This is a genomic window from Streptomyces sp. NPDC021622 (assembly GCF_040640795.1).
GTDB lineage: Bacteria > Actinomycetota > Actinomycetes > Streptomycetales > Streptomycetaceae > Streptomyces.
Window position 1 is genome coordinate 219,299 of the sequence record NZ_JBFACK010000009.1, and the last position, 26,895, is coordinate 246,193.

20 protein-coding genes and 2 pseudogenes are annotated in these 26,895 nt (G+C 73.1%); 8 read left to right on the forward strand and 14 right to left on the reverse strand.

The features are described from left to right. Positions 1 to 36 precede the first annotated feature (36 nt). A complete protein-coding gene (locus AB0G47_RS19905) occupies positions 37 to 1,434 on the forward strand; it encodes a GNAT family N-acetyltransferase (protein WP_360771692.1) in 1,398 nt (465 codons plus the stop codon). On the opposite strand, the gene AB0G47_RS19910 is transcribed toward AB0G47_RS19905, so the two are convergent. After that, the gene (locus AB0G47_RS19910) at positions 1,382 to 2,608 is read right to left on the reverse strand and encodes a PLP-dependent transferase (protein WP_360771384.1); all 1,227 of its coding nucleotides are present in this window, start codon (positions 2,606 to 2,608) and stop codon (positions 1,382 to 1,384) included. The genes AB0G47_RS19905 and AB0G47_RS19910 overlap by 53 nt on opposite strands. 60 nt (positions 2,609 to 2,668) lie before the next feature. On the opposite strand from AB0G47_RS19910, the gene AB0G47_RS19915 reads away from it, so the two are divergent. Further along, complete coding sequence (locus AB0G47_RS19915; protein ID WP_360771387.1) at positions 2,669 to 3,181, forward strand: Lrp/AsnC family transcriptional regulator; 513 nt, start codon at positions 2,669 to 2,671, stop codon at positions 3,179 to 3,181. Between the two features lie 35 nt (positions 3,182 to 3,216). Beyond that, positions 3,217 to 4,920 carry a DUF885 domain-containing protein gene (locus AB0G47_RS19920; protein ID WP_360771390.1) on the forward strand — a complete coding sequence of 568 codons (1,704 nt, stop codon included), beginning with the start codon at positions 3,217 to 3,219 and terminating at the stop codon, positions 4,918 to 4,920. 66 nt (positions 4,921 to 4,986) lie between these two features. Here the strand turns inward: AB0G47_RS19920 and AB0G47_RS19925 are convergent. Both AB0G47_RS19925 and AB0G47_RS19930 read right to left on the reverse strand, forming a co-directional pair. Then, positions 4,987 to 5,601: pseudogene (locus AB0G47_RS19925) on the reverse strand (SDR family oxidoreductase); the annotation flags it as partial. Positions 5,602 to 5,697: 96 nt separating this feature from the next. Further along, a complete protein-coding gene (locus AB0G47_RS19930; RefSeq protein WP_360771393.1) occupies positions 5,698 to 6,204 on the reverse strand; it encodes a rhodanese-like domain-containing protein in 507 nt (168 codons plus the stop codon). Between the two features lie 243 nt (positions 6,205 to 6,447). On the opposite strand from AB0G47_RS19930, the gene AB0G47_RS19935 reads away from it, so the two are divergent. After that, positions 6,448 to 6,894 (forward strand): Lrp/AsnC family transcriptional regulator, encoded by a 447-nt coding sequence (locus tag AB0G47_RS19935; RefSeq protein ID WP_135333921.1) that lies wholly within the window; start codon positions 6,448 to 6,450, stop codon positions 6,892 to 6,894. A gap of 13 nt (positions 6,895 to 6,907) precedes the next feature. On the opposite strand, the gene AB0G47_RS19940 is transcribed toward AB0G47_RS19935, so the two are convergent. The 3 genes from AB0G47_RS19940 to AB0G47_RS19950 form a co-directional block, all read right to left on the reverse strand. Beyond that, on the reverse strand, positions 6,908 to 10,093 hold the full coding sequence (locus AB0G47_RS19940) for an SMC family ATPase (protein ID WP_360771396.1): 3,186 nt from the start codon (positions 10,091 to 10,093) through the stop codon (positions 6,908 to 6,910). Further along, the gene (locus AB0G47_RS19945; RefSeq protein WP_360771399.1) at positions 10,090 to 11,253 is read right to left on the reverse strand and encodes an exonuclease SbcCD subunit D; all 1,164 of its coding nucleotides are present in this window, start codon (positions 11,251 to 11,253) and stop codon (positions 10,090 to 10,092) included. The genes AB0G47_RS19940 and AB0G47_RS19945 overlap by 4 nt, the downstream gene beginning before the upstream one ends. 116 nt (positions 11,254 to 11,369) lie before the next feature. Then, a complete protein-coding gene (locus AB0G47_RS19950; protein WP_360771402.1) occupies positions 11,370 to 12,680 on the reverse strand; it encodes a DUF6777 domain-containing protein in 1,311 nt (436 codons plus the stop codon). A gap of 171 nt (positions 12,681 to 12,851) precedes the next feature. On the opposite strand from AB0G47_RS19950, the gene AB0G47_RS19955 reads away from it, so the two are divergent. After that, positions 12,852 to 14,126: a streptophobe family protein gene (locus AB0G47_RS19955; protein ID WP_360771405.1), complete on the forward strand. Its 1,275-nt coding sequence runs from the start codon at positions 12,852 to 12,854 to the stop codon at positions 14,124 to 14,126. A 108-nt stretch (positions 14,127 to 14,234) separates the two neighbouring features. Here the strand turns inward: AB0G47_RS19955 and AB0G47_RS19960 are convergent, their stop codons facing one another. The 4 genes and pseudogenes from AB0G47_RS19960 to AB0G47_RS19975 all read right to left on the reverse strand — a co-directional run bounded on the left by AB0G47_RS19960 (position 14,235) and on the right by AB0G47_RS19975 (position 19,565). Beyond that, on the reverse strand, positions 14,235 to 15,245 hold the full coding sequence (locus tag AB0G47_RS19960) for a serine/threonine-protein kinase (protein WP_360771408.1): 1,011 nt from the start codon (positions 15,243 to 15,245) through the stop codon (positions 14,235 to 14,237). A 755-nt stretch (positions 15,246 to 16,000) separates the two neighbouring features. Beyond that, positions 16,001 to 16,480 (reverse strand): annotated as a pseudogene (locus AB0G47_RS19965) (hypothetical protein); the annotation flags it as partial. 14 nt (positions 16,481 to 16,494) lie between these two features. Next, a complete protein-coding gene (locus AB0G47_RS19970; protein WP_360771411.1) occupies positions 16,495 to 18,867 on the reverse strand; it encodes an FHA domain-containing protein in 2,373 nt (790 codons plus the stop codon). A gap of 71 nt (positions 18,868 to 18,938) precedes the next feature. Beyond that, on the reverse strand, positions 18,939 to 19,565 hold the full coding sequence (locus tag AB0G47_RS19975; RefSeq protein ID WP_266869262.1) for a YigZ family protein: 627 nt from the start codon (positions 19,563 to 19,565) through the stop codon (positions 18,939 to 18,941). Between the two features lie 196 nt (positions 19,566 to 19,761). On the opposite strand from AB0G47_RS19975, the gene AB0G47_RS19980 reads away from it, so the two are divergent. Continuing rightward, complete coding sequence (locus AB0G47_RS19980; protein ID WP_360771695.1) at positions 19,762 to 20,403, forward strand: 4'-phosphopantetheinyl transferase superfamily protein; 642 nt, start codon at positions 19,762 to 19,764, stop codon at positions 20,401 to 20,403. Here the strand turns inward: AB0G47_RS19980 and AB0G47_RS19985 are convergent. Further along, on the reverse strand, positions 20,378 to 22,081 hold the full coding sequence (locus AB0G47_RS19985) for an amidohydrolase (RefSeq protein WP_360771415.1): 1,704 nt from the start codon (positions 22,079 to 22,081) through the stop codon (positions 20,378 to 20,380). The genes AB0G47_RS19980 and AB0G47_RS19985 overlap by 26 nt on opposite strands. Further along, positions 22,078 to 23,553, reverse strand: coding sequence for an APC family permease (locus AB0G47_RS19990; protein ID WP_360771418.1), 1,476 nt, complete (start codon positions 23,551 to 23,553; stop codon positions 22,078 to 22,080). The genes AB0G47_RS19985 and AB0G47_RS19990 overlap by 4 nt, the downstream gene beginning before the upstream one ends. 142 nt (positions 23,554 to 23,695) lie before the next feature. Here AB0G47_RS19990 and AB0G47_RS19995 point away from each other — a divergent pair, with 142 nt between their 5' ends. Beyond that, positions 23,696 to 24,340 carry a TetR/AcrR family transcriptional regulator C-terminal domain-containing protein gene (locus tag AB0G47_RS19995; RefSeq protein ID WP_360771422.1) on the forward strand — a complete coding sequence of 215 codons (645 nt, stop codon included), beginning with the start codon at positions 23,696 to 23,698 and terminating at the stop codon, positions 24,338 to 24,340. Positions 24,341 to 24,378: 38 nt separating this feature from the next. On the opposite strand, the gene AB0G47_RS20000 is transcribed toward AB0G47_RS19995, so the two are convergent. Next, the gene (locus AB0G47_RS20000; RefSeq protein ID WP_360771425.1) at positions 24,379 to 25,056 is read right to left on the reverse strand and encodes a transcriptional regulator; all 678 of its coding nucleotides are present in this window, start codon (positions 25,054 to 25,056) and stop codon (positions 24,379 to 24,381) included. Positions 25,057 to 25,204: 148 nt separating this feature from the next. Between AB0G47_RS20000 and AB0G47_RS20005 the strand changes: the two genes are divergently transcribed. Then, positions 25,205 to 25,660, forward strand: coding sequence for a TerB family tellurite resistance protein (locus tag AB0G47_RS20005; protein ID WP_360771428.1), 456 nt, complete (start codon positions 25,205 to 25,207; stop codon positions 25,658 to 25,660). Between the two features lie 22 nt (positions 25,661 to 25,682). On the opposite strand, the gene AB0G47_RS20010 is transcribed toward AB0G47_RS20005, so the two are convergent. Continuing rightward, on the reverse strand, positions 25,683 to 26,666 hold the full coding sequence (locus tag AB0G47_RS20010) for a M56 family metallopeptidase (RefSeq protein WP_360771431.1): 984 nt from the start codon (positions 26,664 to 26,666) through the stop codon (positions 25,683 to 25,685). Between the last annotated feature and the right edge of the window lie 229 nt (positions 26,667 to 26,895).

A 26,895-nucleotide genomic window follows, 5' to 3' on the forward strand; every position in this document is an offset into this window, starting at 1 on the left:
ACACCCTTCCTTCACAGTGACGGTATGAGTGCTGACATGTCTGATGTGACGCGAACGAAGCATGGCCGCCCCGTCCACCACTGGCGGCGGGACCTGGTCGAGTTGGCCGCCCTCTTCACGGCCGTGGCCGTGGCCGACGCGGTGGCGAACCTGATCGGGCACGGCCCCGACGGCGCCGCCCTGCTGGTGATCTCGGCCGTGGTGCTTATCGCCACGGCCGGGTTCCACACATGGTGGGCACGGCGCCACAACCACGCACCTCCGACAGCGGACGATGCCGACGCCCGGCCGGCCGGGCACCCCACGGAACACTCCGCCGGAGCGACCGCTCTGTGGCGGATGCGCACCACGGTGCGCGACGAGCCGGGCTCGCTGGCCGCCCTGTGCACGGCTCTGGCACACGGCCGGGTCGACATCCTCAGCCTGCAGGCGCACCCGCTGGCCGAAGGCACCGTGGACGAGTTCCTGCTGCGCGCGCCCGAGGAGCTCTCCGCGGCCGAGATCACCCGGGGCGTCTCGCACGCCGGCGGCTCGGGCACCTGGATCGAGCGGGCGGACGCCCACGACCTGGTGGACGCCCCCACCCGCATCCTGGGCCTCGCAACGCGCACCGCCCTCGACGCGGCCGAACTGCCGCTCGCGCTGCGCCAGTTGCTGGGCCGCTGCACCATCCGCTCGCTGCCCGCCACGTCTCAGGACGCGGCCGCCGCGGATGCCACCGACGGCGCACCCGTCGAGGGCGCCCTGGAAGGGACCGTGCTGCGGCTGCGGGCACCGGAGGGCGAGGTGATCACGGTCGAGCGGCCCTATCTGCCGTTCACACCCACCGAGTTCGCCCGCGCGCGTGCCCTGGTGGAGCTGGACACCCGGCTCGGCCCGCGCATCCCGCGCAGCCAGGACGTGCTGACCCTCGCCGAGGGCAATTCCATCACCGTACGACGCGCCGACACCACCGACGTCGAGGCCGCCAAGGCCATGCACGACCGCTGCTCGCGACGCACCCTGAGCATGCGCTACCACGGCCCCGTGCACGACGCCGACCGCTACCTCAACCACCTGCTCAGCCCGCGCTTCGGCCGCACCCTTGCGGTGCAGACCGCGTCCGGCCGCATCGTGGGCATCGGCCATCTCCTCTGGGACGGCGACGAGACGGAGATCGCGCTGCTCGTCGAGGACGAGTGGCAGCGCCGCGGCATCGGCACCGAACTCCTCGGCCGCCTGGTCGCCCTTGCGGTCGAGGCGAGCTGCGAGAGCGTGTACGCGGTGACGCAGGCCTCCAACACCGGCATGGTCGCCGCGATGCGCGGTCTCGGTCTCCCGCTCGACTACCAGATCGAGGAGGGCACGCTGGTCATCACGGCCCGGCTCGACGCGACGCCGGTCATCTCGCGGCCGCCGTACGACGCGAGCTTCGAGCCCCAGCGGGCGGAGTAGCGGGGACCGGGCCGAGCGCCTGGTCGAGGTCCTGCCAGAGGTCCTCGACGTCCTCAAGACCCGCCGACAGGCGCAGCAGGCTGTCGCTGACGCCGGACGAGCGGCGGTCCGCCGGGTCCACGACACGGTGGCTGATGGACGCCGGATGCTGGATGAGCGTGTCGACGCTGCCGAGGCTGACCGCCGGGGTGATCAGACGCACCCAGGCGGTCACCGCGTGCGGGTCGCCGCGCACCTCGAAGGCGACCATGGCGCCGCCGATCCGCGGATAGTGCACGCGCTCCACCCGCGGGTCGGCGGCGAGCCTGCGCGCCAGCTCCGCCGCGTTCGTGGAGGCGGCCCGAACCCGGACCGGCAGCGTGGCAAGGCCGCGAAGGAGCAGATAGCCGGCGAGCGGATGCAGCACCCCGCCGGTGGCGAACCGCACCTGGCGCAGCTGCCGGGCGAACTCCTCGTCGCACGCCACCACACCGCCCAGGACGTCGCCGTGACCGCCCAGGTACTTGGTGGCGCTGTGCAGCACGAGCCGCGCCCCGCTCTCGACGGGACGCTGCAGAACGGGCGTCGCGAAGGTGTTGTCGGCGAGCAGCGGCACGGTCCCGCAGGCGTGGGCCACCGCATCCAGATCGAGTTCGGCGAGCGTCGGGTTCGCGGGCGACTCGACCATCACCAGGCCCGTTTCGGGCCGGATGGCGTCGGCGATCCCGGCCGGGTCGACCCAGGTCACCTCGGAGCCGAGCAGCCCCGCCGTAAGAAGGTGATCGCTGCACCCGTACAAAGGACGGACCGCGACGACGTGCCGCAGGCCCGCGGCACCACGGACCAGCAGGACAGCGCTCAGCGCCGCCATGCCGCTCGCGAACGCGACCGCGCTCTCGGTGCCTTCGAGCCGGGCGAGCGCGGTCTCGAACCGGGCCACGGTCGGGTTCGCCAGGCGGGCGTAGACGGGCGGTCCGTCGTCCAGGGCGCCGTCGGCGGCGAACGCGTCGATCCGCGCGGCCTCGCCCCGGGTGTCGTACGACGGATAGGTGGTGGACAGGTCGATCGGTGCGGCGTGCAGGCCGAGTCCCGCGAGGTCGTCGCGTCCGGCGTGCACCGCCTCGGTGGCCAGTGCGCGTGCGGCGGTCGGGGCGCGGTGGCCGGATCCGGTACGGGGTTCCGTGTTCGTGTCCATGGCGAGGATGCTGAACAAAGGCCGATGACCGGTCGTTGAATCCCGTGCTACGTTCGGAGAGTGGCTGAAAATGTCGTACTGGACGCGGTGGATCTCCGCATATTGCGGCTGCTGCAGAACGATGCCCGGACCACCTACCGCGATCTCGCGGTGCAGGTCGGCGTCGCGCCGTCGACCTGCCTCGACCGGGTCTCCCGGCTGCGGCGCTCCGGCGTGATCCTGGGGCATCAGCTGCGGCTCGATCCGGCGAAACTCGGCCGCGGCCTGGAGGCGTTGCTCTCCGTGCAGGTCCGGCCACACCGGCGTGAACTCGTCGGTCCGTTCGTGGAGCGGGTCAGGGCGCTGCCGGAGTCCCGCTCCGTCTTCCACCTCACGGGCCCCGACGACTATCTGGTGCACGTGGCGGTGTCCGACGCGGCCGATCTGCAACGGCTCGTCCTGGACGAGTTCACCTCGCGGCGCGAAGTGGCGCGCGTGGAGACGCGGTTGATCTTCCAGCAGTGGGAGTGCGGGCCGCTCCTCCCGCCGCGGTGCGAAGCCGCCGAGCCAGGGGAAGCCCGCGGCGAATCTTGATGACGCGGGCCGGTCCCGCGTACGAGTATGTCCGCATGTCAGACACGAAGCTCCCGGCCCAGAACCCGCTGCCGCGCCAGATCGCCGACGCGTACGTCGACGAGCTCATCGTCCTCAACCCGATCGAGGGCACCTATCTCGGCGTCAAAGCCAGCCACAGCCGGCTCCCCGACGCCTCGCCCGCCGGCCAGGAGGCCCTCGCCGAGCTGGCCCGCACGACCCTCGCCCGGCTCGACGAGGCCGAGCGCGCGCCCGGCGCCGACACTGACGCCGAGCGACGCTGCGCACGGCTGCTGCGCGAGCGGCTGACCGCCGAACTCGCCATGCACGACGCCGACGAGGGGCTGCGCGCGGTCGGCAATCTGCACACCTTCCCGCACGCGGTGCGGGAGATCTTCGCCGTGACGCCGGCCGAGACGGAAGAGGACTGGGCGACGATCGCCGAACGGCTGCGGGCGGTGCCCGCCGCGTACGCCGGATATCGCGCATCGCTCGAACTCGGCCTGGAACGCAAGCTGTTCGCCGCGCCGCGCCCCACCGCCACCTTCATCGGACAGCTCGGCGAGTGGGCCACGTCCGGGGGCGACGACCGCGGCTGGTTCGAGGAGTTCGCCGCGGAAGGACCCGCCGCGCTGCGCGCCGAGCTCGACGCCGCCGCGCGCGCCGCCACCGAGGCCGTCGTCGCCCTGCGCGACTGGATGCGGGACGTCTACGCGCCCGCGATCGAGGGCGCCCCCGACACGGTGGGCCGCGAGCGCTACGCCCGCTGGTCGCAGCACTTCAACGGGGCCGACCTTGACCTCGACGAGGCGTACGCGTACGGCTGGTCCGAGTTCCACCGGCTCCTTGCCGAGATGCGGGCCGAGGGCGAGAAGATCCTGCCGGGCGCGGCCACGCCGTGGGTGGTGCTCGCCCATCTCGACGAGCACGGCGCGCACATCGAGGGCGTGGACGAGGTCCGGGTCTGGCTGCAGGAGCTGATGGACGAGGCGATCGAGGCGCTTGACGGCACGCACTTCGAACTCGCCGAACGGGTACGGAAGGTGGAGTCGCACATCGCGCCGCCGGGCGGCGCGGCCGCCCCGTACTACACGGGCCCGTCCGAGGACTTCTCGCGGCCGGGGCGGACCTGGCTGCCGACGATGGGCGAGACCCGTTTCCCCGTGTACGACCTGGTCTCCACCTGGTACCACGAGGGCGTGCCCGGCCATCATCTCCAGCTGGCCCAGTGGGCGCACGTCGCCGAGAACCTCTCCCGCTACCAGGCCACGCTCGGCATCGTCAGCGCCAACGCGGAGGGCTGGGCGCTGTACGCGGAGCGGCTCATGGACGAGCTCGGGTTCCTCACCGACCCGGAGCGCAGGCTCGGCTATCTGGACGCGCAGATGATGCGCGCGCTGCGGGTCATCGTCGACATCGGCATGCACCTGGAGCTGGAGATCCCCGCGGACTCGCCCTTCCGCCCCGGCGAGCGCTGGACACCCGACCTCGCGCAGGAGTTCTACGACGCGCACTGCAGCCGCCCCACGGACTACGTGGCCAGCGAGATGACCCGCTATCTCTCCATCCCCGGCCAGGCCATCGGCTACAAGCTGGGCGAACGTGCTTGGCTGCTCGGCCGCGAGAACGCGCGGCGGCGGCTCGGCGACGCGTTCGACGCGAAGGCGTGGCACATGGCGGCGCTGTCGCAGGGGTCGCTGGGGTTGGATGACCTGGTGGACGAGTTGTCGGCGCTCTGATCGGCTCCACCCTCAGCGGCGGAATCCGCCCTCGGAGTCGATCACCTGCCCGGTGATCCTTCCTCAGGGGAAGCGTCGCGGAGGCGAGCGCCCCCTTCTGCAGGCTGTACGCGATCTCGTCGGGCATGCCGCCCGCGATGTCCTGCCCCGAGGTCATCATCACGACGCGGCCGCCGGGCGTGCGGGGCGGCAGTGCGGCCCGCAGCCGAGCGTACGCCTGCACGACCAGGACCACCGAGCGGGTGCCACCGCCCAGTAGGTGTCGAGCTTGGCGGCGTCGATGCCGTCGAGGGTGCCGTCGTCGCCGCTGACGGCGTGGTTGGCGACGAGGATGTCGATCCGCCCGCCGAGCGCGTCGGCGGCCGTGGCGATCAGCTCTGCCGGTGCGGCGGGGTCCGCGAGGTCGCCGGGCGCGTCGTGGACCCGCGCCCGCGGGTCGCCGAGCGCGGCCCGTACTCCGGCGACGACGTCCGCCGGACGGTCGGCGCCCCAGGGCATCGCGGCGTCGTGCGGCACGTGGTGATGCAGATAGAGGCTCGCGCCGTACGCGGCGAGGCGCCGGGCCACGGCGTAGCCGATGCCGCCGCGCCTGCTGGCTCCGGTGACCAGGGCGGTGCGCCCGCGCAGGGGCAGGGGATCGCGGCGCAGCGCTTCGGGGGTGGGGTGTGGGAGAAGGGGCATGACAGATCATCATTTCCCGTACGGGGCCCGGGCGCACGGGAGTTGATGCGCCGCGCCCGGCCTCCGCACCCGGCCGTCGCGCCCCGCCACCGCACCTCAGCAGCCGCAGTCCGCCGCGTCCTCGGGCGCGGTGAGCGGGTCCGGGGCGCGCCGCTCACTGCCCTCCCACGTCTCGAACTCGAAGCCCTCGCGCACCCAGTACTCGAAGCCGCCCAGCATCTCCTTGACCTGGAAGCCGAGTTCGGCGAGGGCGAGGGCGGCGCGGGTCGCGCCGTTGCAGCCGGGGCCCCAGCAGTAGGTGACCACGGGGACGGACCTGTCGAGGAGCTGCTCGGCCTGCTGCGGGATGAGCGCGGTCGGCAGGTGGATCGCACCGGGGACGTGGCCCTGGTCCCAGCTCGCGGTCGACCGGGAGTCGATCACGACGAAGCCGGGGTCGCCGTCGGCGGCGAGTGCAGATGCGACGTCGGACACGTCGGCGTGGAAGGCGAGGCTCGCGCCGAAGTACGCGGCGGCCGCGGCCGGCGATGCGGGCGGCACCCGGAGTACGGAGTTGGGGGCGCCGGTGGCGGCGGGGCTCGGAGTCTGCGTCGTAGTGCTCATGGCCAGAAATCTACGGGCGTGCCGGCCGCCCCTGAAGGGCCGATCCTCGGCGTAGGGGATGATCGGCCGGGGATTCCCCGGCGCTTTCCGTACACCGCCGGTCATTGCCCGATCCGGCGCGCGTACGCCACGGAAGCCGGGCGAGAGCCGCCCCGGGCGGCCCCGGAACCCGCCCCCCCCGCAGAAAGCCGATCCCCGGTCAACCCCTTGATCGGCCGGGAAATCCCCTGTTACCTCTCCCTCATGACCGGTTATTCCACGGACGCCACCGACTGGCGCATCCTCGACGTCCTCCAGCGCGAGGGCCGCGCCAGCTATGCCGAGCTGGCCCGGGCCGTCGCCATGTCCCCGAGCGCCGTCACCGAACGGGTCCGCCGGCTCGAGGAGGCGGGCGTGATCCAGGGGTACGCGGCCGTGGTGGACCCGGAGCGGCTCGGCCTGCCGATCCTCGCGTTCGTCCGCCTGCGCTATCCCAACGGCAATTACAAGCCGTTCCACGACCTGGTGGAGGTGACCCCGGAGATCCTGGAGGCGCACCACGTCACGGGCGACGACTGCTTCGTGATCAAGGTCGCGGCGCGCTCGATGAACCACCTGGAGGAGGTCGCCGGGCGGATCGGCGCGCTGGGGTCGGTGACCACGAGCGTCGTCTACTCGTCGCCGCTGCCGAGGCGCCCGCTGGGCCGCTGAGACGGCACCCGCCTCACACCCCGCCCCGCTGGCGCACGACCGACCCCGCACGTCCCTTCTCGACCTCCAGCTGCGCGTGCACCCGGCGCCGCAGGTCCGCGACGTGGCTGACGATGCCGACGCTGCGGTCCCGCTCGCGCAGCGAGTCCAGTACGTCGAGGACCTCGTCCAGGGTCTGATCGTCGAGGCTGCCGAAGCCCTCGTCGATGAAGAGCGTGTCGAGGCGTACGCCGCCGGCCTCGTCGGTGACGACATCGGCGAGGCCGAGCGCGAGGGCGAGCGAGGCGAAGAACGTCTCCCCGCCCGACAGCGTCGACGTGTCGCGCTCGCGGCCCGTCCACGCGTCGACCACGTGCAGTCCCAGGCCGGAGCGGCCACGGCCGGTGCGGTCGTCGGAGTGGACCAGGGTGTAGCGGCCCGACGACATGCGCTGCAGCCGTGCGGTCGCGGCGGCCGCGACCTGTTCGAGGCGGGCAGCGAGGACGTACGACTCCAGACGCATCTTGCGTTCGTTGTCCGCCGAGGTGCCCGCGGCGAGTCCGGCGAGCCGCGCCACGCGGTCGTACTCGGCGCGCAGCGGGGCGATCCTGCGGGCGCCCGCGGCCGACCTGCCGGAGAGCCGGTCGAGTTCGGCGCGGCGCCGCTCCGCCGCGTCGAGCGCCGACGCGGCGGCTCGGGCCCGCGCGTCGGCCCGTTCGGCCGCATCACGGGCCGCCGGCAGGTCGGCTGGCGGCTGCTGTGCGGCGGCGGCCGCGTCCGGTTCGGCGAGCAGGGAACGCACCGCCGCCTCCTCGTTCTGCCACGCGTCGATGCGGTGCTGCAGCGCGCGGTGCCGCTCGTCGTCCAAGAGTGCGCCGGCGGCGTCCCCCGGCGTGTCGAACCCCGCGCGGAAGGCGGCGTCGGCGAGTCGCGCGTCGGCGTCCTTGAGCCGCTGGGCGGTGTCGTCGGCGGTGCGGGCCGCCTCCGAGGCCTCGGTCAGGAGCGCCGTCTGCCGCTCCAGCTGCGCGGCACGGGCGGCGACGCTGCCGCTGGCGCCCCGCGCGCGGGTCAACTCGGCCTCAAGGGCTTCCTGTTCACGGTCGAGCGCCTCGCGCCGTGTGGCGCGCGATGAGGCCCTGAGCGCGGCCTCGTGCCGCGCGGCGACCCTGCGGTCGTGCTCGCGCTCGGCCTTGTCGAGAGCTTCCCGGGCGGCGCGCAGACCGGAGGCGCGGTCTCGCACCTCGGCGTGTTCGTGCCGCAACCTATCGACAAATGCGGCGATTTCCTCGACGGACGGGCCCTGCGGGGATTCGGGCAGAGCCCGCGAACCGTCCGGCGCACTCGCCGCACCCGATGCGGCGGCGCCCTCGGCGGCAAGGGCTCCCGGGATCTCGCCGTAATGCCGCTCGGCCTGGCTGCTCAGCGGCCGGGGAAGGGCCCGCGAACCGTCCGGCGCGGGCGACGCGCCCGATGCCGCCGCGCCCTCGGCGGCCAGTGCCTCCCGGATCTCACCGAGGTGCCCATCGGCCTGCGTACGCAGCTCGACCGCCTGCCGGTAGGCGGCGAGGGCGGCCTCCTCGGTGGCGCGGTCGACATGGCCTGCGGACTTGGGTGCGGGCGCCGGGTGTTCGGCCGATCCGCACACCGCGCACGGGGCGCCGTCGGTCAGCCCCGCGGCCAGTTCGGCGGCGATGCCGCCCAGGCGCTGCTCCTTGAGGGTGAGCCAGTGTTCGTGTGCGGCGGTGGCGCGCTCCCGCGCGGCGAGGGCGCTCTCGTGTGCGCGGGCCGCTTCCCCGGCGAGCCGGTCGCGGCGCCGCGCCGCGGCCAACCTGCCCTGGGCGGGCTCCAGTTGGCCCGCAAGGTGCTCCGCCCGCGTGGCCGCTTCCTGGGCGGACTCGATGCGCCCCTGGAGTCCGGCGCGGGTGGCCTCCCAGCCGTCGAGCCAGCCCGCGGCCTCCCGCAGCAGTTCGTCGTCGGCGCGTTCCTCGCGCTCCAACGCGACACGCTCCGCGCCGAGTTCGGCGAGGCGGCGTTCGGCGCGCCGGGCCGATTCGAGGCCGCCGAGCTCTTCGGCCGCCTTGCGTGCGGCGCCGGCGAGCCCCGCGGCCCCGGCGTCCGCGAACGTGGCGGGCAGCTGTCCCCGTGCGCGGGCCTCCTCGGCGGTGGCGCGCCGGTGTTCCTCCTCGGTGGCCCGGCGCAGGCCAAGCGCAGGGGCGACCGTCTCGGCCTTACGGGACCGCTCCATGCGGTCCTTGTTCCGCCGATGATCGTCCGCGCGCTCCTCGAGCCGCCCGGCCCGCTCCTTGGCCTGGGCGAACCGCCCTTGCAGCCGGTCGAGTTCGCGTACGTCGTCGAGCCGGCGCGCCTCGGCGGCCTGCCCGGACTCGGCGGCCGTGAGCGCGCAGCGCGCGATCGCGCACCGTTCACGGGCGCTCGTGCGGGCCACGGCGGCCCACGTCAGAACGGCATCGGCGAGCCCCGGGTCGCCGGGCGACAGGTCGGGCAACGGCAGCTCGGCGGCGTCACTGCCCGCCGCCTGCTGCATCCGGTGCGCGTCGGCGAGCAGCTCCGCGTCGCCCTCGCGCACCGCACCCTCGGCCTCGCGCCGCTGCTCGGCAAGGCGCTGCTCGACCGCGGCGAACCTGCGGGTGTCGAAGAGCCGCCCGAGGAGTTTGCCGCGGGCCTCGGCGTCGGCCCGCAGGAAGCGCGCGAAGTCGCCCTGGGGCAACAGCACGACCTGGCAGAACTGCTCCTTGCTCATGCCGAGGAGCTGGCTGATCTCCTCGCCGATCTCCTGGTGGGAGCGGCTGAGGTCCTTCCATCCGCCATCGTGCCCGGCGTCCGCGGCCGCGTACTCGCGCAGCCAGCTCTGCGCCTTCTCCATGGTCGTACCGGTGCCGCGCTTCTTCGGACGCTGCCAGGGCGGCTGCCGGGTGACCTCCAACCGGCGTCCGGCGACGGTGAGTTCGAGGCACACCTCGGTGCGCGCGCCGGCCTGCGCGTGGTCGCTGCGCAGGGTCACGCCCTGGCCGCCGCCCTGCCGGGGTCCCGGCACCGAGCCGTACAGGCCGTAGCAGACGGCGTCCAGGACGGAGGTCTTCCCGGCGCCGGTCGGGCCGTGCAGCAGGAAGAGCCCGGCGGCGGAGAGCTCGTCGAAGTCGATGTCCTGGGTGGTGCCGAAGGGACCGAAGGCGGTGATCCGGAGCCGGTGCAGCCTCATCGGGCGACCTCCCGCAGGGTGTCCTCGGTACGGACGGTGTCGAACGCCGCCTCCAGGACCGCCCGTTCGCGCACATCGGGCCCGGCGCCGCGCACATGGGTCACGAAGTCCTCCGCGATCTCCTGATCGCTGCGGCCCTTGAGGCGCTGGGCGTACGAGACGTCCGGGTCCTCCGGGGACCGTTCCGGGTCGAAGACGAGACTGAGCGTGTGCGGGAAGCGCTCGCAGAGGCGGGCCATGGGGTCGTCGGGCCGCACCGGGTCGGTGAGCGTCGCCTCGATCCAGGAATCCTCGTGGCGGGCGAGGTCCGGGTCGCCGAGCAGCACGTCGAGCCGTCCCCGGACGCGGGCGAGCGGCCGTGGCACCGGGCAGTCGATCCGCTCGGCGCCGATCTCCCCCGCCGCCCCCAGGTCGATGAGCCACATGGTCTTGCGGTGGGCGGACTCGGAGAACGAGTACGGCAGCGGGGAGCCCGAGTAGCGCACCCGCTCGCTGATCGCCTGGCTGCCGTGCAGATGGCCGAGGGCCACATAGTCGACGCCGTCGAAGACGCCCGACGGTACGGCGGCGACCCCGCCGACGGTGATGTCCCGCTCGCTGTCGCTTGCCTCGCCGCCGGTGACGAAGGCATGGGCGAGGACGACGGAACGGGTGCCCCGTGCGCGGGTGGCCAGGTCGGCCCGCACCCGGTCCATGGCGGCACCGATGACCGCCTCGTGCCCGGCGCGCGCCACCCCGAACTCGTCCTTGACCAGGGCCGGTTCAAGGTAGGGCAGGCCGTAGAACGCCACGTCCCCGTGGCCGTCGGCCAGAACCACCGGTTCACCGCAGGCGGCGGGCGCGGTCCGCAGATGGATGCCCGCACGGCCGATGAGACCGGCGCCGACACCGAGGCGGCGCGCCGAGTCGTGGTTCCCGGAGATCATCACGGTCGGTACGCCCAGGTCGGCGAGCCGGTGCAGCGCGTCGTCGAACAGCTCTACGGCGGCGAGCGGCGGCACCGCCCTGTCGTACACATCCCCGGACACGACCACGACGTCCACATCGCGCTCACGCACCGTGGCGACGAGGTGGCCGATGAAGTCGGCCTGGGCCCCGAGCATGTTCACCCGGTGGAACGCCCGGCCCAGATGCCAGTCGGACGTGTGCAGAACTCTCAAGACGCCGCTCCGGCCCGCAATGCTCTTCCCCTCCTACGCCGCCGGAGCCAGCACCGGCACAGGACGGGCCTCGCCGACAGCACCCACCACGCTAGCGCCTGATCGCACCCCTCCGATCACGAACCTCCATCCGTCACCGGAGCCGACTGTGCCGACTCCGGTTGCGGGGCGTCGGACTCGGGCGGCTGCACGGGTTCCGAAGGGGGCGGTGACACATCGGACGAGGGCGGGGTGACCGGCGGGGACGACGGGGCCGACGTCGACGGGCACGGACTGGCCGAGCCGTCGGGCGCGGGCGGACCGGTGCCGTCGGCGGGCGCCGAGACACAGGGCTTGGGACTCCCGGACTCGGACGGCGACAGGGACACGGACGCGGTCGGCGTCGGCTCGGTCTTCGGCGGCGTGGTCTTCTCGTCGCCTGCGCCCGTGTCGCCCTTGTCACGCTCGAACCATTCGCCGCTGTGCGGGTCGAAGATGATGAAGACGTTCACCACCTGGACGGCGGGCGCCACGACCACGACGTTCGACGACCGGTAGCCGGGCCACGTGTCGCCCGTCTGCTTCGGGGACTTCTGGGCGACCGGCGGCGTCAGCGGATTGCCGCAGGCGCAGCGCACGCGCGGTACGCCGCGGTCGTCGACGAGCACGGCGGTGCCTGCCTGCAGGACCGCCTGGTAGGCGGTCGGGGCGCCGTCGCGGTAGCCGTGGTTGGTCACGCGGGTGTCGACGCGCAGCTGTACGGGGGTGAGCGAGCGCAGGTAGGCGGGCACGGCGGACGGGTCGATGTCGAGGACCGAGGCGAACGCCTTGTTCTTCGCCGCGTCCTTCTGGAGTACGGAGACCTGCTTCTCCACATCGCAGCTGCTGACCTTGCGCGTGCCTCCGTAGAGACCGGGCGCCGATCCGTCGACGCCTCGCGTCACGTTGGCGGACGCCGTCGAGCTCGGCAGCGCGGTCGGGGACGGCGGCGTGTCGTCGTCACGGGCCGTCGACTCGGTGAAGGGATCAGGACCCTTCTTGGCCGCGGGCTGGAGGAGCACCTCGCCCGCGGTGTCCGACGTGCCGTCGGGGCGCGTGAGGACGACGGTCAGGACCACCGCGGCCACGATGGCGGCGGCGATGATCGCCACGCGCGGCGCCGACTTCCACCAGGGGCGCTCGGGCTTCTCTCCGGGGCCCTCGCCGGGACCGGTGGCTCCCCCGGCCGGCCCGCCGGGGCCGGAAGGACCGCCCGATCCGCCGCCCGATCCGCCGCCCGGCCCCCCGCCCTGGCCACCGCTTCCTGGCGGACTGTCAGGAGGGCCCGACGGCCGGTCTGCCGACGGGGTGGTCGCTCCGGGCCGGGTGGCGCCCGGCTGCGAGGGGCCCGAGAGCGGGCCGGACGGGGGCCCGGTGGGGCGGCCGGACGACGGCGGTTCGACGCTCACGATTTCTTCCCTGCGTAGGGGATCTGCGGGGCCTACAGAGAGTGCGCACGTACTCACACCCACTTGACCGTTATGCGCCCATTGTGTGCTCCGCTTCCCGGCGGCCCGCAAGCTGACGCGGTCGGCCCCTCCCGAGGGGCGGGCCGACGAAGCGCTGCTTAGCGTGACAACGTGAGCGACCAGGAACCGTCCAGGCGGGCCCCCCACGGATGGCTGCACGCCCTTGTGGCCGTGCTCGCCGCGCTGCTGGTCATGGCCGTCGTCGCCGCGCTCGGCCTGTGGGCCGCGGGCGCCGCCGATCTGCCGGGTGGCGCGTTCCCGAGCGTCGTCGCCGCCGTGGTCGTGATGGCGGTGGGCGGCTCCGTCAAGCTGTCCGGGGACGCCGGTGCGATCGCCGAGACGAACGCGGACCTCTCGGTGGTCCCCCTCTCCGTCGGCCTCGCCGGGGCGCTGGTGATCGCCGCCGGATTCCTCAGGCCGCTGCGGCACCGGGCGGTCGCGGGCGCGGGCGAGCTGGCCGACTGGGCCGGGCGGATCGCGGCGCTGTGGGTGCTGCTCCTGATCGGCCTCGGCCTCACGGCCGGCCACGAGTTCGCCGTCTCGCTCCCCGAAGGGCAGGTCTCCGACATCGGCGAGCTGCTCGACGCCTCGCCCAAGGTCGGCTTCGAGACGGAGGTGCCCCTCACCCTTGTCTTCGGTCTTCTGTGGCTGGCGGGCGTCCTCGCCGTGGCCCTGTTGGTCTCGCGCGGGGCGCCGCTCCCCGCCCGGCTGTTGCGGTTCCAGGAGTCGGTGCGGCCCGCGGCCTTCGCGATGGTGGTGCTTCTGCTCTCGTACGTCGTGCTGGGGCTTGTCATCGGCCTGGTCGTGGCGGCGACACAGGGGCATGCCGCCGAAACGCTCGCGGTGCTCCTGCTCGGGCTGCCCAATCTCGTCTGGCTCGCCTTCACGCTCGGGCTCGGCGCGTCCTGGGAAGGCCGCGTGGAGGGACCCTTCGGGCTGCCCATGCCACAGGTCCTCGACGACGTCCTGCGTACGCCGGAGAACTCGACGCTCAATCTGAGCACGCTGGCCGAGTACGACGGCCGGGTGTGGTGGCTGCTGGCCGTCGCCGCGGTCCTGGTGCTGTGGGCCGCGTTCCTGATGGCGGCGCGCTCGCCCGCGCGGATGCGGGCCTGGCAGCACGCCGTGCACATGGCGGTGGCGCTGATCCTTACGGTGCTCACGGTCTGTCTGCTGGCCCGCGTCTCGGCGCACTACGGCCTCTCGCTCCTGGGCATCGGAGACCTCGGCGGCGGCCTCTCCGGCGTGGTCCTGCTGACCCCCAAGCTGTGGACCGCCCTGGGCCTGGCCCTGGCGTGGGGCCTGGTCACGGGCTTCATCGGGAGCTTGCTGGCACGGCGGGTACGGAGGCATGGCGAGGTGGAGACGAATCCGGAGAATGGCTGACGGGGGGGGCGCCCCGAAGGGGCGCGGGGCTATGACATGTGCGGCTCCGCCGCGTGGGCGCGACCGGCCACGACGCACCCGCAGGTACGCACGGGCCCCACGCCCCCCTCAGCCCGACAGCCGCCGAAAGACCGCCCGCGCCCAACGGGGCGGCTCCGGCGGCGCCCCGGGGTCCGCCGGTGCCCCCTCGGCCGGGACGTCAACCCGTGTCGGCGCGTGCCCGGCGCCCCCGCCGGCCGCCGCCCGCAAGGCGGCCACAAACCCCAGACAGGACCGGTACCGATCCTCGGGACTCTTCGCCAGCGCCTTCGCCAAGACCTCGTCAAGGCCCCCGGCCAGATCCGGCCGCAGCTCGCTCAGGCGGGGCGGCTGGTCGTACTGATGGGCCCAGAGCAGGGCCATGTCGTCGTCGCGCTGGAACGGCGGGCCGCCGGCCATGGTCTCGTGCACGACGCAGGCGAGGCTGTAGACATCGCACCGGCCGTCCACCGGACGCCCCGAGATCTGCTCCGGGGCGACATAGTCGAGGGTCCCGACGAACTGGCCCACGGTCGTGAACCCGGTCAGCGAGAGCGACTTCTTCGTCAGCCCGAAGTCCGTCAGATAGACATGCTCCGGATGGTCGCTGTCCGTCCCCTTGGCGACGAGGATGTTGCCGGGTTTGACGTCGCGGTGGACCAGGCCGTGGTCGTGGGCCGCGTCGAGCGCGGAGGCGACCTGCACGGCGATGCGCAGCGCGGCCCCGACGGGGAGCGGCCCCGATGTGTCGAGCAGGTGACGCAGGTCGAGCCCGGGAACGTACCGCATGGCGATGTAGAGCACCCCGTCGGTCTCGCCCGCCTCGAAGACCGGCACGATGTGCGGGTGCTCGATGGACGCGGCCACGCGCGACTCGTGCGTGAAGCGCTTCCGGAAGGTGTCGTTGCGGGCGAGTTCGGGCGCGAGCAGCTTGAGCGCGACGGTGCGGTCGAGGCGCAGGTCCTTGGCCCGGTAGACGACGGCCATGCCACCGCGGCCGACCTCGCCCTCGATGCGGTAGCCGGCGATCTGCTTGCCGATCAGCTCCGACGGCCGCCCGGAGTGCACGCTCCGGCTCGTCTCGCGCGGTGCGGCTCCCATCAGGCGTCACCGGGCCGGGACGGCGGCGCGGGATCGACGGTCACGGGCGGGACCATCAGTGTGGGTTCTTCGCCGTCCGGGACGGCTTCGACGCCCCGCGTCGGCTGCGGGGCGTCCGCCGCGCCACGACGAGCACTCGGCCCGGACGCCGGTGCGGAATCGGCGGTCACCGGCGAGGCGATGCGGGTGGGTTCCTCGCCGTCCTGGACAGCTTCGACGACCCGCGTCGGCTCCGGTCCCACCGCGTCCGCCGCGCCGCGACGAGCACTCGGCCCGGACGGCGGTGCGGAATCGGCCGTCGCCGGCGAGGCCCTGCGGGTGGGTTCCTCGCCGTACGGAGCGTGACCGTGCGAGGCATCGCCGTACGAAGCTTCCCCCTGTGGGGCGGCCGCCGGACCGGCCTCCGGAACAGTCTCGACCACCTGCGTCGGCTCCGGCTCCGCAGCGGCACCATCCACGGGCGAACCGTCCGGAACTCCTCCCGGCGGGGCGTGCGCAGGAGCCCCACCCGGCCGCGCCGCCTCGACCACCCGCGTCGACTCCGGACCCGCCACGGCACCGTTCGCCGACCGCCCGTCCACCACGGCGCCGTTCGCGGGCGGGCTGCCGACCGCACCACCGCGGGCACTCGGCCCAGCCGGCGCACCGCCCCCGGCGTCCGGCCCAGCCGGCGCACCACCGCGGACACCCGGCTCAGCCGCCGGACCACCGCCGACACTTGGCCCGCCCTCCCCACCACCATGAACACTCGGCCCGCCCTCCGCCGCGAACGTGCTCAAGCGGGTGCCGTCGCAGTACACCCACCGCTCGTGCTCGGCGTCGTACAGCCAGACCGATTCGCCGTCCACGACCATGCCCACACGCAAGCCGTGGGTCCTGCCCCGGAAGGTCTCGCCGTCGCCGGCGCCGCTCGCGAGCTCCTCCGCCGCGCGTCGGTAGCGGCCCAGCGCGTCCTCCGCCCGTGCAAGGAGCGGGCGCGGGTCCGCCGTGCGGGTCAGGGCGTGGCCCGCGGCGGGCGGGGCGCTGGGGACGGAGACGAGGAGCCTGCCGTCGACCCAGGCCGACCAGCCGTTGGCGCAGACGATCTGCCCCCAGTCGCCGAGCCGGTCGACCAGCTGGACGGGAAGCAGCGCGTCCAGCGGGGTCGTGGGCCGGTTCACGTCCGGTGTCTCCCAGGCGGGCAGCCCGTCCTGGGGGACGACGTGGGTGGGGCGGAAGTCCACGGGGGCGGGCATCGGATGTACTCCTCCTACTTCCGCATGACGGCGGGTTCGTGCCGGCGCAGCAGCCTGGCGACCACAAAGCCGAAGACGACGGAGAGGACCACCAGCATCCCCATGTTGATCAGCCACATGCTCGCGGAGTGGCGGAACAGCGGATCGGTCGTCAAGTCACCCGGCACGATCCTGCCGAGGCCGATCGTGCCCGCCATCGCGCCGAGCGCCCAGCGCGACGGCACGAGCCACGCGAGCTGCTCGACCCCGGGCACGCCGTGCAGCTTCAGGAGTGCCCCGCAGAACACGACTTGGACGATGGCGAGGAGCACGAGCAGCGGCATCGTCACCTCCTCCTTGCGCACCAGCGCCGAGACGAGGAGCCCGAGCATCATGGCCGTGAACGACAACAGGGCGACGGCCAGGGTGATCTCGACAAGGGGTGGCATCAACACGCCTTCGCCACCGGGCGCGTTGAGGTCGACGCCGAGCAGGGCGACCAGGGTCAGCACGACGGCCTGCAGCACCGTGATCGTGCCGAGCACGACGACCTTGGACATCAGGTACGCCGATCTGGAGAGCCCGACGGCCCGTTCGCGCCGGTAGATGACGCGCTCCTTGACCAGTTCCCGCACCGCGTTGGCCGCGCCGGTCAGGACTCCGCCGACGCAGAGGATCAGCAGCGCGTTCATCGCCGTTTCCTGGGTCAGCTTGCCGCCAGCGAGCGCGCGGGCCATCGCGCCCATCACGAACGGCAGCGCGATCATGATCGCGAGGAACGTCCGGTCGGCGCCAAGGGCGGCCGCGTAGCGCCGCACCAGCGTACGCAGTTGAGAACCCCAGCTCTGCGCCTTGGGCGGCGCCGCGAAGGCGACACCCGGGGACTCGCCGCCCCGCGCCTGCTCCTGATACGGCTGCGCGGAGGAGTTGACGATGTACTGCTGATGGAACGGCGAACTGCGGTAGTCCCCGGCCCAGTCCCGTTCGTGATCCCCCTCGAAGGCCTCGAACGCCTCCGGCCACTCCTCGTAGCCGAAGAACGGCAGCGAGTCGCGGGGCGGCCCGTAGTAGGCGATCCGGCCGCCCGCGGCGAGCACGAGGAGCCGGTCGCACACGTCGAGGCTGAGCACGCTGTGCGTGACGACGATGACGGTACGGCCGTCGTCGGCGAGGCCGCGCAGCATGTGCATGACCGAGCGGTCCATGCCGGGGTCGAGCCCCGACGTCGGCTCGTCGAGGAAGAGCAGCGACGGTTTGGTGAGGAGTTCCAGCGCGACGCTCACCCGCTTGCGCTGCCCGCCGGAGAGGCTGTGAATGGGCTGGTCGACGCGCTCCTCGAGGCCCAGTTCACCGATGACCTCGTCGACCCTGGCCCGGCGTTCCGCCTTCTCGGTGTCCTGCGGGAAGCGCAGTTCGGCGGCGTAGCCAAGGGCGCGGCGCACGGTGAGCTGGGAGTGCAGGATGTCGTCCTGCGGCACGAGACCGATGCGCCTGCGCAGCTCGGCGTAGTCGCGGTAGAGGTCGCGGCCGTCGTAGAGGACGGTGCCCTCGTCGGCGGGGCGCAGGCCGGTGAGGGCGTTGAGCAGGGTGGACTTGCCCGCGCCGCTCGGGCCGACGACGCCGAGCAGGCACTTCTCGCCGACGGGGAACGAAATCTTGTCGAGCAGCCGCTTGCGGCCCTTGTCGACGACGACCGTCAGCTCCTGCACGTCGAGCGACACCTCGCCGGTGTCGACGAACTCCTGCAGCTCGTCGCCCATGAGGCAGTACGCGCTGTGGCCCACGCCGATGATGTCGCCCTGGACGACCGGGGCACGGGCGACCGGCTGGCCGTTGAGGTAGGTGCCGTTGTGGCTGCCGAGGTCGACGATCTCGTACGTACCGTCCGGCAGGACCCGCAGTTCCGCGTGCCGGCGCGAGACGATCAATTCGTCGATGACCAGGTCGTTGTCGTGGGCGCGGCCGATGCGGACGGTGCGGGCGGGCAGCGGGCGCACGGTGGTCGGCTGCCGGAAGGTGCCGGTGGCCGACGGCGTGCGGACGGCGGAGGGACGCTCGGGGGCCGCGGGAGCGGCCGGGGCGGGCGGCTCGCGGCCGACGAGGACCGCGCGCGGCCCGTCGGCGAGATTGCCGAAGCGGATGACGCTGCCGGGGCCGACGCCCCACTCGTGGATGCGATGCCCGTCGGCGTACGTACCGTTCGTGCTGTGCTCGTCCTCGATCGTCCAGTGGTCGCGCTCGGCGTGCAGGACCGCGTGGTGCCACGAGACGCGGGCGTCGTCGATGAAGATGTCGCTCAGCGGGTCGCGGCCCACGTGATAGTCCCGGCTCGGACTCATCACCGTGGAGCCGGTGTCGGTCTCTAGGACGAGTTCGGGCGCAGTCGGGGTGACGGACCGCTCTCCCATGCCCCGAATTCTACCTATTCGGACATGTTCACGCCTGTGCGCGGCCTGGAAGCCGGGCCCTCCACGGCCCCTCAGGCGTCGCCGTACGCCTCGCCCCCGAGCTCGAACGAAGCGCTGCCCGCGGTCGCGTCCGCGAGCCAGGCCCGGAAGGTCTCGACGTCGGATTCGGGGAGCCCGATCTCGATGGCCACCGCGTCGCCGTAGCGCACATCGCGCACGTCGCGTCCCGCCGACCGCAGATCGTTCTGGATCTTGCCCGCGCGCTGGTGGTCGACGGTGACGGTGGCGAGCCGGAAGCGTCTGCGGGTCAGCGTGCCGACCGCGTCGAGGGCCTCGCCCACCGCTCCGCCGTAGGCCCTGATCAGACCGCCGGCGCCGAGCTTGACCCCGCCGTAGTAGCGGGTCACGACCGCGACCACGTAGCGCATGTCGCGGCGCAGCAGCATCTGCAGCATCGGCACACCCGCCGTGCCGCCGGGCTCCCCGTCGTCGCTGGCCTTCTGCACCCCGGCGTCGGCCCCGATGACGTACGCGAAGCAGTTGTGGGACGCCGACGGGTGCTCCTTGCGGATCCGCGCGACGAAGGCCTGCGCCTGGGCCTCGGTGGCCGCGGGCGCGAGCGCGCACAGGAAGCGCGAGTGGTTGATCTCGGTCTCGTGCACGGCCTCGCGGGCCACTGTGCGGTACTCGTCCTGCATCGTGCCAGGGTAGGCGCTCGTCCCGGACGGGCCGACCGCGGATGCCGTGGCCGTCCGCCCCGGGAACCGCGCCCCCGTTCGGGCCGCGACCCCGGTACGGTGATCCGTTGTGACATCTTTTACCCAGAGCGTGCCCCAAGTCCCGAGCGGTATCGACGTGTTGGAGTCTCTGCTCGCGGCGGCGCCGGTCACCGTCGTGGAGACCCGCGAGGACCCCGCGGATCCGTTCCTCTTCCCCGAGGAGGCGGACGCCGTGGCGAAGGCCGTCGAGAAGCGGCGCCGCGAGTTCGCCACGGTCCGGCAGTGCGCCCGCACGGCGCTCGCCGGCCTCGGGGTGCCGCCCGTGCCGATCCTGCCGGGACCCAAGGGTGCGCCCGGCTGGCCCGACGGCATCGTCGGCAGCATGACGCACTGCGCGGGCTACCGCGCCGCCGTGGTGGCCCGCGCCGCAGAGGTCACATCGGTCGGCATCGACGCGGAGCCCGCCGCCCCGCTCGCCGACCCCGATGTGCTGAGGCTGGTCACCGACGAGACGGAGCGCGCGGCCCTTGCGGGTCTCGGTGTGCGGCATCCGGACGTGCCCTGGGACCGGCTCGTGTTCAGCGCCAAGGAGTCCGTCTACAAGACGTGGTTCCCGCTCACCGGACGCTGGCTCGGCTTCGAGGACGCCCGGGTGGAGCTCGCACCGGACGGCACGTTCAGCGCGGCGCTCCTCGTGCCGGGGCCGACGGTCGCGGGCGAGGAGGTCACCGGCTTCTCCGGGCGCTGGCTGATACGCGACGGGATCGCCGTCACCGCCATCGTCCTGCCCGTCACTCCTCCCCCGCCCGGTACGTAGCCGTCCCGGCGCCCGCCCGGTAGGTGGCCGTCCCCGCCAGCCAGGTGCCGAGCACCCGCACGTGCCGGATCGCCATCGGGTCGACGGTGCGCGGGTCCGCGGAGAGCAGGACCAGGTCCGCGGGCGCGCCGGGCTCCAGGGCGAGCCGGTCGTCTGCGCCCGCCTGGTGGGCGACGCCGCTGGTGGCCGCCGCGAGCGCCTGCTCGACGGTCAGCCGCTGGTGCGGGAGCCAGCCTTCCCGCGGCTCCCCGTCGAACGTCCGCCTGGTGACGGCGACTTGGATGCCCTCCAGGGGCTCGTGCGAACTCACGGGCCAGTCGCTGCCGAAGGAAAGACGCACGCCGTCGCGCGCCAACTGCCCCATCGGGAACTGCAGATCGGAGCGCTCGACGCCGATCCGGGGCAGCGAGAGCTCGGTCTGCAGCGGGTCGGGCTGCGCCCACAGGGGTTCGAAGTTGGCGATCACGCCGAGCGCGGCGAACCGCGGCAGATCGGCGGGGTCGACGACCTGGACGTGGGTGATCACGGGCCTGCGGTCCCGGGCGGGGTTGGCCCGGATCGCGGATTCCACCGCGTCGAGCGCGGCCCGTACACCCGCGTCCCCGATGGCGTGGATGTGCGTCTGGAAGCCGTCGGCGTCGAACTCCCGCACCGCTTCGGCGAGTTGCTTCGGCTCCCAGACGGGCATGCCGCAGCTGTGCGGCGCGTCCAGGTACGGGGTGAGCATGGCGGCCGTACCGCCCTCGATGACGCCGTCGCTGAAGAACTTGACCGTCCGCGCGGACAGCAGCGGGGCGCCTTCGGCCGCGACCCGCGCGCGTGCCGCGTCGAATGCCTTGAGCTGCTCGCGCCACCGGTCGGGGTCCGCGCGCTGGGCCAGGTCGGCCCGGAAGCCGAGCGCGCCGCGCCGGGCCGCGGCGAGATAGGCGTCCACCATGTCGGGTTCGACCCAGGCGTCCTGGACCCAGGTGATGCCCGCGCTCGCGTACACGCTGCCCGCTCGGCGCAGGGCTTCGACCAGTTCGTCCTCGTGACGTGACGGCACCTGGTCGAGCACCAGGTCGCAGGCGTGCCACTCGCGCAGGGTGCCCAGCGGGGAGCCGTCGGGCCGCCGGACGATCCAGCCGAGGCGGGGGTCCGGGGTCGTGTCGCGCACCCCGGCCCTGCGCAGCGCCTCCGTGTTGCACCACACCGTGTGGTAGTCGTCGGCGCGCAGCACGACGGGCCGTTCGGACACGGCGGCGTCCAGCCAGCGGGCGTCGAACTCCCCGTCGGGGGCGAGCGCCGGATCGTAGGAAGCGCCGACGATCCACTCCGCATCCGGGTGTTCGGCGGCCCACCGGCCGACCTCCGCGACGATCGCGTCGACCGATGCCAGGCCCTTGATCTGCGGCCCGAAGCTCTCCAGGCCGCCGAAGAGCGGGTGCGCGTGGCCGTCCCCGAAGGCGGGCAGCAGCAGCCCGTCCCCCAACTCGACGACCTCGTCGGCCACTTCGGCCAGCGCGCGGGCCTCGCCCCCGAGCGCGACGACACGGCCGTCGCGCACGGCGAGCGCCGTGGTGTCCCCGTAGGTCTCGCTCCCCGTGCGGACCGCCCCGAGGAAGACCCTCGTCGTCACTGCCTTCACCATGCGGTTGTTCTCCTCCGTCACACGCTTGTCCTTGTCCTGCCCCGTCACACGTTCTCCGCGTCCACCGTGGTCAGTCGTTCGTACGCCCGCGGATCGCGCCCTCTGATTCGCAGCGCGAGCACCGCGCCCGCCACGAACAGCACGGGCAGCGGCGCGATCAGCGCCACGTTCACGCCGCCCGAAGCCCCCGTCAGGAGGTCGAGGTTGGCACACACGAGCACGATCAGTACGGCAAGCCCCGCGCACGCGACGAGCGGTGCGGCGATCACCCGCCAGGCGGGCATGCCCCTGCGGTCGCGGCGGAAGAAGCCGTACACGGCGAGCGCGGCGAGCGCCTGCATCAGCATCACGCCGAGGATTCCGGAGCCGTTGCTCCACAGAAACGTGACCGTGTACGGATCGGCGCCGCTGACCATGGTCACGACGACCACGGCGAGCGCGAGTGCCGACTGGACCACGACCGCGGCGGCGGGTGCGCGCGTCTTCGCGGACACGGTGCCCAGGCGGCGCGGCAGCAGGCCTTCGCGGCCCAGGGCGTAGAAGTAGCGGGCGGCGCCGTTGTGGAAGGCGAGGGTTGCCGCGAAGGCGCTGGTGATGATCAGTACGTTCATGGAGTCGGCGGCCCAGGCCCCCGCGAACCGCTCGGTGGCCGTGAAGACCATGTCGGCGCCACCCTCGCCGTCGGCGACCGCCTGGGCCCGGTCGGAGCCGTACGCGTTGATGATCATCCAGACCGTGAAGGTGTAGAAGAGCGCGAGGAACGCGACAGCGATGTACGTGGCGCGCGGCACCGTGCGTTCCGGCTCCCGCGCCTCCTCGGCGTAGATCGCCGTCGCCTCGAATCCGACGAAGGCGCCGATGGCGAGCACGAACATGCCGCCCACGCCCGCCGCGCCCAGCTGCTCGGGCGAGAGCGTGCCGGGGTCGAGTCCTCGCGGACCGCCGCCGTGCGCGAGCACCCCCGCCTCGAAGACCAGCAGCACGAGGACTTCGAGCACGAGGGCCACGCCGAGGACCTTGGCGCTCAGCGTCACCTTCAGATATCCGAGCACGCCGATGGCGACGAGTCCCGCCAACGCCCATGTCCACCAGGCGACATGAATACCCGTCAGGTCCTCGAACCCCGACTCGGTGAACCAGCCGAAGGCGACGAGGAGTCCGACCTCGATGGCGTTGTACGAGAAGAGCGCGACGTACGCCGAACCGGCTCCCGTGGGGCGGCCGAGCCCCCGGCCGATGTAGGCGTAGAAGGCACCGGCGTTGCGCACGAAACGGCTCATCGCGGTGAAGCCGGCCGCGAAGACGATGAGCAGCAGCCCCGACATCAGATAGCCGAGCGGCGCCGCCTCGCCTGCCATGCCGATCGCCAGCGGGGCCACGCCCGCCATCACGGTCAGCGGCGCGGCGGCGGCCACGACGAAGAAGACCAGGTCACCGGTGCCGACGGCGCCGCCGCTCAGCCCCTTGACGGTGGGGTCGGACGACGGCGGCGCCGTGGACTTGGGGGTGGGTGCGGTCACGCGCGTACTCCCGAGTTCAGGTTTTCCCGAGTTCAGGTTCCGGAGAGACGTAAACTAAAGCCTTTAGTTGCGGCTGGGCAGGACCGTACTCTGCACACGGGCCACTGTGAAGACCTCATCCGCAGACGGGAGTCACCAGACCATGAGCAGAGGGCGACCTCGCATACCGGTGCTCAGCGCGGAACTCATCGCGCGGGAGGCCCTTGCCCTGATCGACGCGGAGGGCGCCGACGCGTTCAGCCTGCCCCGGCTCGCCGCGCGGCTCGGCGTGAAGACCGCCTCGCTCTACAACCATCTGGACGGCCGCGCCGAGGTCATCGAGGGCGTGCGCCGCCTGGTCGTCGAGGAGATGGACGTCTCCGCCTTCGACAGGCTGCCCTGGCCCGACGCCCTTGCGGCCTGGGCGCGTTCCTACCGCGACGCGTTCGCGCGCCATCCGAACTCGATCGACCTGCTCGCCACGACGACCATCAGCTCACCGGCCACTCTGACCATGTACGAGGCGGTGGTCACCGCCCTTGCCCGCGGCGGCTGGCCGCAGGATCGCCTCGTCGCGACGCTGACCAGCGTCGAGTCGTTCCTGCTCGGTTCCGCCCTGGACCTGGTCGCGCCCCCGCTGATGATCGACCCGGCCGGACACGCGCCCCGCGTCCCCGTCCTCGCGGCCGCGCTGGAGAGCGCCGTCGGCGGCAGCAAGGCGGGGCGGGCCGATGAGGCGTTCGCGTCGGGGCTCGACGCGCTGATCCGGGGGCTCGTGGCCCAACTCGCGGAGGTACGAGGGGAGTAGAGGTACGAGGGAGTAGTAGAGGTACGAGGGAGTAGGGGTCAGCGGCTGCGGTCCGGGGTGGCGAGCGTCTCCCAGAACATCGCCTCGTAGCGCTGGAGCAGCTTCCCTTGGCGCAGGGCCTGACCCGTCACCCCCGGGCCGCGGTCGAGGCCCTCCTGTACCGCCACGAGGGCCTGCCGTTCGAGTTCGGGTGCGGGCTCGGCGAAGAAGGCGAAGAACGCGCACGCCTCGTCGCTGAAGCCGTAGTGGGCCGGCAGCGCCCGGGCGAGGATGGCGCAATAGCCGCCCCAGGCGGTGAAGTTGGCGGTGAGGGCGAGGACCACGTCGACGGGTTCGCCGTTGAGGGCGAGCCAGGCGACGTACGCCGGATAGGCCTGGCAGCCGGCCTGCGGCTCATAGGCCTCCGCGGCGGCCTTGTCCACGCCGCAGGCCGTGACGAGCGCGCCGAGCCGGTCGAAGGCGAGCGTCTCGCCTTCGGTGAGGCCGCGGAAGAAGTCCGCGCACCCGGGTGCGCCCGCGGCGGCCGAGCGTGCGGCCAGATGCGCGAAGGAACGGCGGTCGGCGGGGATCACGGAGCGCTGCTCCAGAGCGAGAGCGGTGATCGCGGAAGGGTCGGCGTCGCCGTCGGCGAGCCTCGGCACGAGCGGGTTGGCCGACGGGTCCGGTGCGAGCTCCGCCCGTACGGCATCGAGCAGTTCCTGTGCTGTCCGCGTCATGGTCCGGCCTCCTGGGGGGTTCGGCGGAACTTCTCGGCACCTCTGTTAGTTTCTACATTGCTGTAGAAGTAAGCGAGGCGCCGGCCCCGGCACAGCGGGCCGGGACCTCGGGCACGTATGACAACGTAAGACAACGTATGGAGTTCTCATGGCCCTGTGGGACCGCGTCAAGGAATCCGCATCGACGATGCAGACCCAGCTCATGGCGAAGAAGAACGACCTGAAGAGCGGCGCCTTCCGTGACTCCAGCATGGCGATGTGCGCCCTGGTCGCGGCCGCCGACGGTTCCATCGACCCGTCCGAGCGGCAGCGGGTGGCCCAGCTCATCGCCACCAACGACGTACTGCAGAACTTCGACGCGGACGATCTGCGGCGCCGCTTCGACGAGAACATCGCCAAGCTGACGGCCGACTTCGCGTTCGGCAAGGTCAGTGTGTTGCAGGAGGTGGCCAAGGCGAAGAAGAAGCCCGCCGAGGCCCGTGCCGTGATCCAGATCGGCATCGTCATCGGCGGCGCCGACGGCGACTTCGACAAGACCGAGCAGGCCGTCGTGCGGGAGGCGTGCTTCGCGCTCGACCTGCCGCCGCACGAGTTCGACCTCTAGCGGGCGCTGCGGGCCCGGCCGGTCACAGCGGCGTGGCCGCCCGGAGGATCAGGACCATCGTGACCGCGGAGTTCGCCGATGACATCGCCGATACGACGGTCCCCACGGCGGCGCACGACAGCGCGAGCCCCACGCCGGTGAACCCGGTGACCCCCGTGAACATCGCGGGCCGGATCCGGGCGGTGGGCGCGGGCGCGAGGAGCGCGGCGACCCGCCGCGGCACGGGTCCCGGCGCGGCGAGCCCCGCGAGCGTCGGCGCCGGAGTCGCGCCCGCCCCGGATCCCGCCCCGGACGCCAGCGCCGCCTTGCCGATGGCGCGCGCGACGACCGTGCGGTCCCGCACGGCGCGGGCCGCGTCCTCGTCGGCCCACCGTTCGGTCGTGAAGGTCAGGGAGGTGCGCAGCGGGCGCAGGAACGGGTTGGCGCGCGCGGCCAGTTGGGCGGCCAGCAGGAAACGGTGGTGCCGGGCGGCAAGATGGGCCCGCTCATGGGCGAACAGGGCACGCCGCTCCGGCGGTTGAAGGCCTCCGAGAAGCCCCGTGCTGACCACGATCCGGCCGCCGCGCCGCCCGCCACGGAGCCCGCCGGGCAGGGCATAGGCGTACGGGACGTCGTCGTTCAGCACGGCCACCGACGAATCCGGCAGTCCGCCAAGCGCCCGCAGGCTCCGCCGGCGAACCCGGAAGTGACTCAGGATCGCCCGCGAGCAGGCCACGCCCACCACGATGAGCGCGGGAATCGCCGCCTTCCCCGCGAACTCGTCGTACGGCACGGCCGCCCGCACCTCGGGGTCCGACCAGCCGTCCGGCAGCGGGTTGCCCGGCAGTTGGGCGGTTCCCACGACCATCAGGAGGGCCAGGCACAGCGTGCTGCAGACGGCCATCACTCCGGCGACGGCGCCGAGCAGCCGGGTCGCGGTCCGCGGATGCAGATGCTGCTCGGCAAGCCGCGCTATCGGCCACGCGCTCAAGGGCAACACCAACGGCAGAAAAACAAAGACCCCCATCGCCGGTCAGCCCTCCACTCCACCCGAGCCCGCCCCGGCAGCGCCGGCGCCGCCCGGGCGGGCGGCACGGTCCGCATCCGGGCCCGGGGCATGGGCTGCACCCGGGCCCGCAGCCTGGTCCGCATCCGACCCTGCGGCGTGGACTGCACCCGGGCCCGCAGCCTGGTCCGCATCCGACCCTGCGGCGTGGACTGCATCCGGGGCCGCACCATCAGCCACATCCGCACCC

Coding starts and splice junctions, on each gene's coding strand:
- AB0G47_RS19905 (WP_360771692.1), top strand. CDS start 37: ATGTCTGATGTGACGCGAACGAAGCATGGCCGCCCCGTCCACCACTGG.
- AB0G47_RS19910 (WP_360771384.1), bottom strand. CDS start 2,608: ATGGACACGAACACGGAACCCCGTACCGGATCCGGCCACCGCGCCCCG.
- AB0G47_RS19920 (WP_360771390.1), top strand. CDS start 3,217: ATGTCAGACACGAAGCTCCCGGCCCAGAACCCGCTGCCGCGCCAGATC.
- AB0G47_RS19930 (WP_360771393.1), bottom strand. CDS start 6,204: ATGAGCACTACGACGCAGACTCCGAGCCCCGCCGCCACCGGCGCCCCC.
- AB0G47_RS19935 (WP_135333921.1), top strand. CDS start 6,448: ATGACCGGTTATTCCACGGACGCCACCGACTGGCGCATCCTCGACGTC.
- AB0G47_RS19940 (WP_360771396.1), bottom strand. CDS start 10,093: ATGAGGCTGCACCGGCTCCGGATCACCGCCTTCGGTCCCTTCGGCACC.
- AB0G47_RS19960 (WP_360771408.1), bottom strand. CDS start 15,245: ATGGGAGCCGCACCGCGCGAGACGAGCCGGAGCGTGCACTCCGGGCGG.
- AB0G47_RS19970 (WP_360771411.1), bottom strand. CDS start 18,867: ATGGGAGAGCGGTCCGTCACCCCGACTGCGCCCGAACTCGTCCTAGAG.
- AB0G47_RS19975 (WP_266869262.1), bottom strand. CDS start 19,565: ATGCAGGACGAGTACCGCACAGTGGCCCGCGAGGCCGTGCACGAGACC.
- AB0G47_RS19995 (WP_360771422.1), top strand. CDS start 23,696: ATGAGCAGAGGGCGACCTCGCATACCGGTGCTCAGCGCGGAACTCATC.
- AB0G47_RS20000 (WP_360771425.1), bottom strand. CDS start 25,056: ATGACGCGGACAGCACAGGAACTGCTCGATGCCGTACGGGCGGAGCTC.
- AB0G47_RS20005 (WP_360771428.1), top strand. CDS start 25,205: ATGGCCCTGTGGGACCGCGTCAAGGAATCCGCATCGACGATGCAGACC.
- AB0G47_RS20010 (WP_360771431.1), bottom strand. CDS start 26,666: ATGGGGGTCTTTGTTTTTCTGCCGTTGGTGTTGCCCTTGAGCGCGTGG.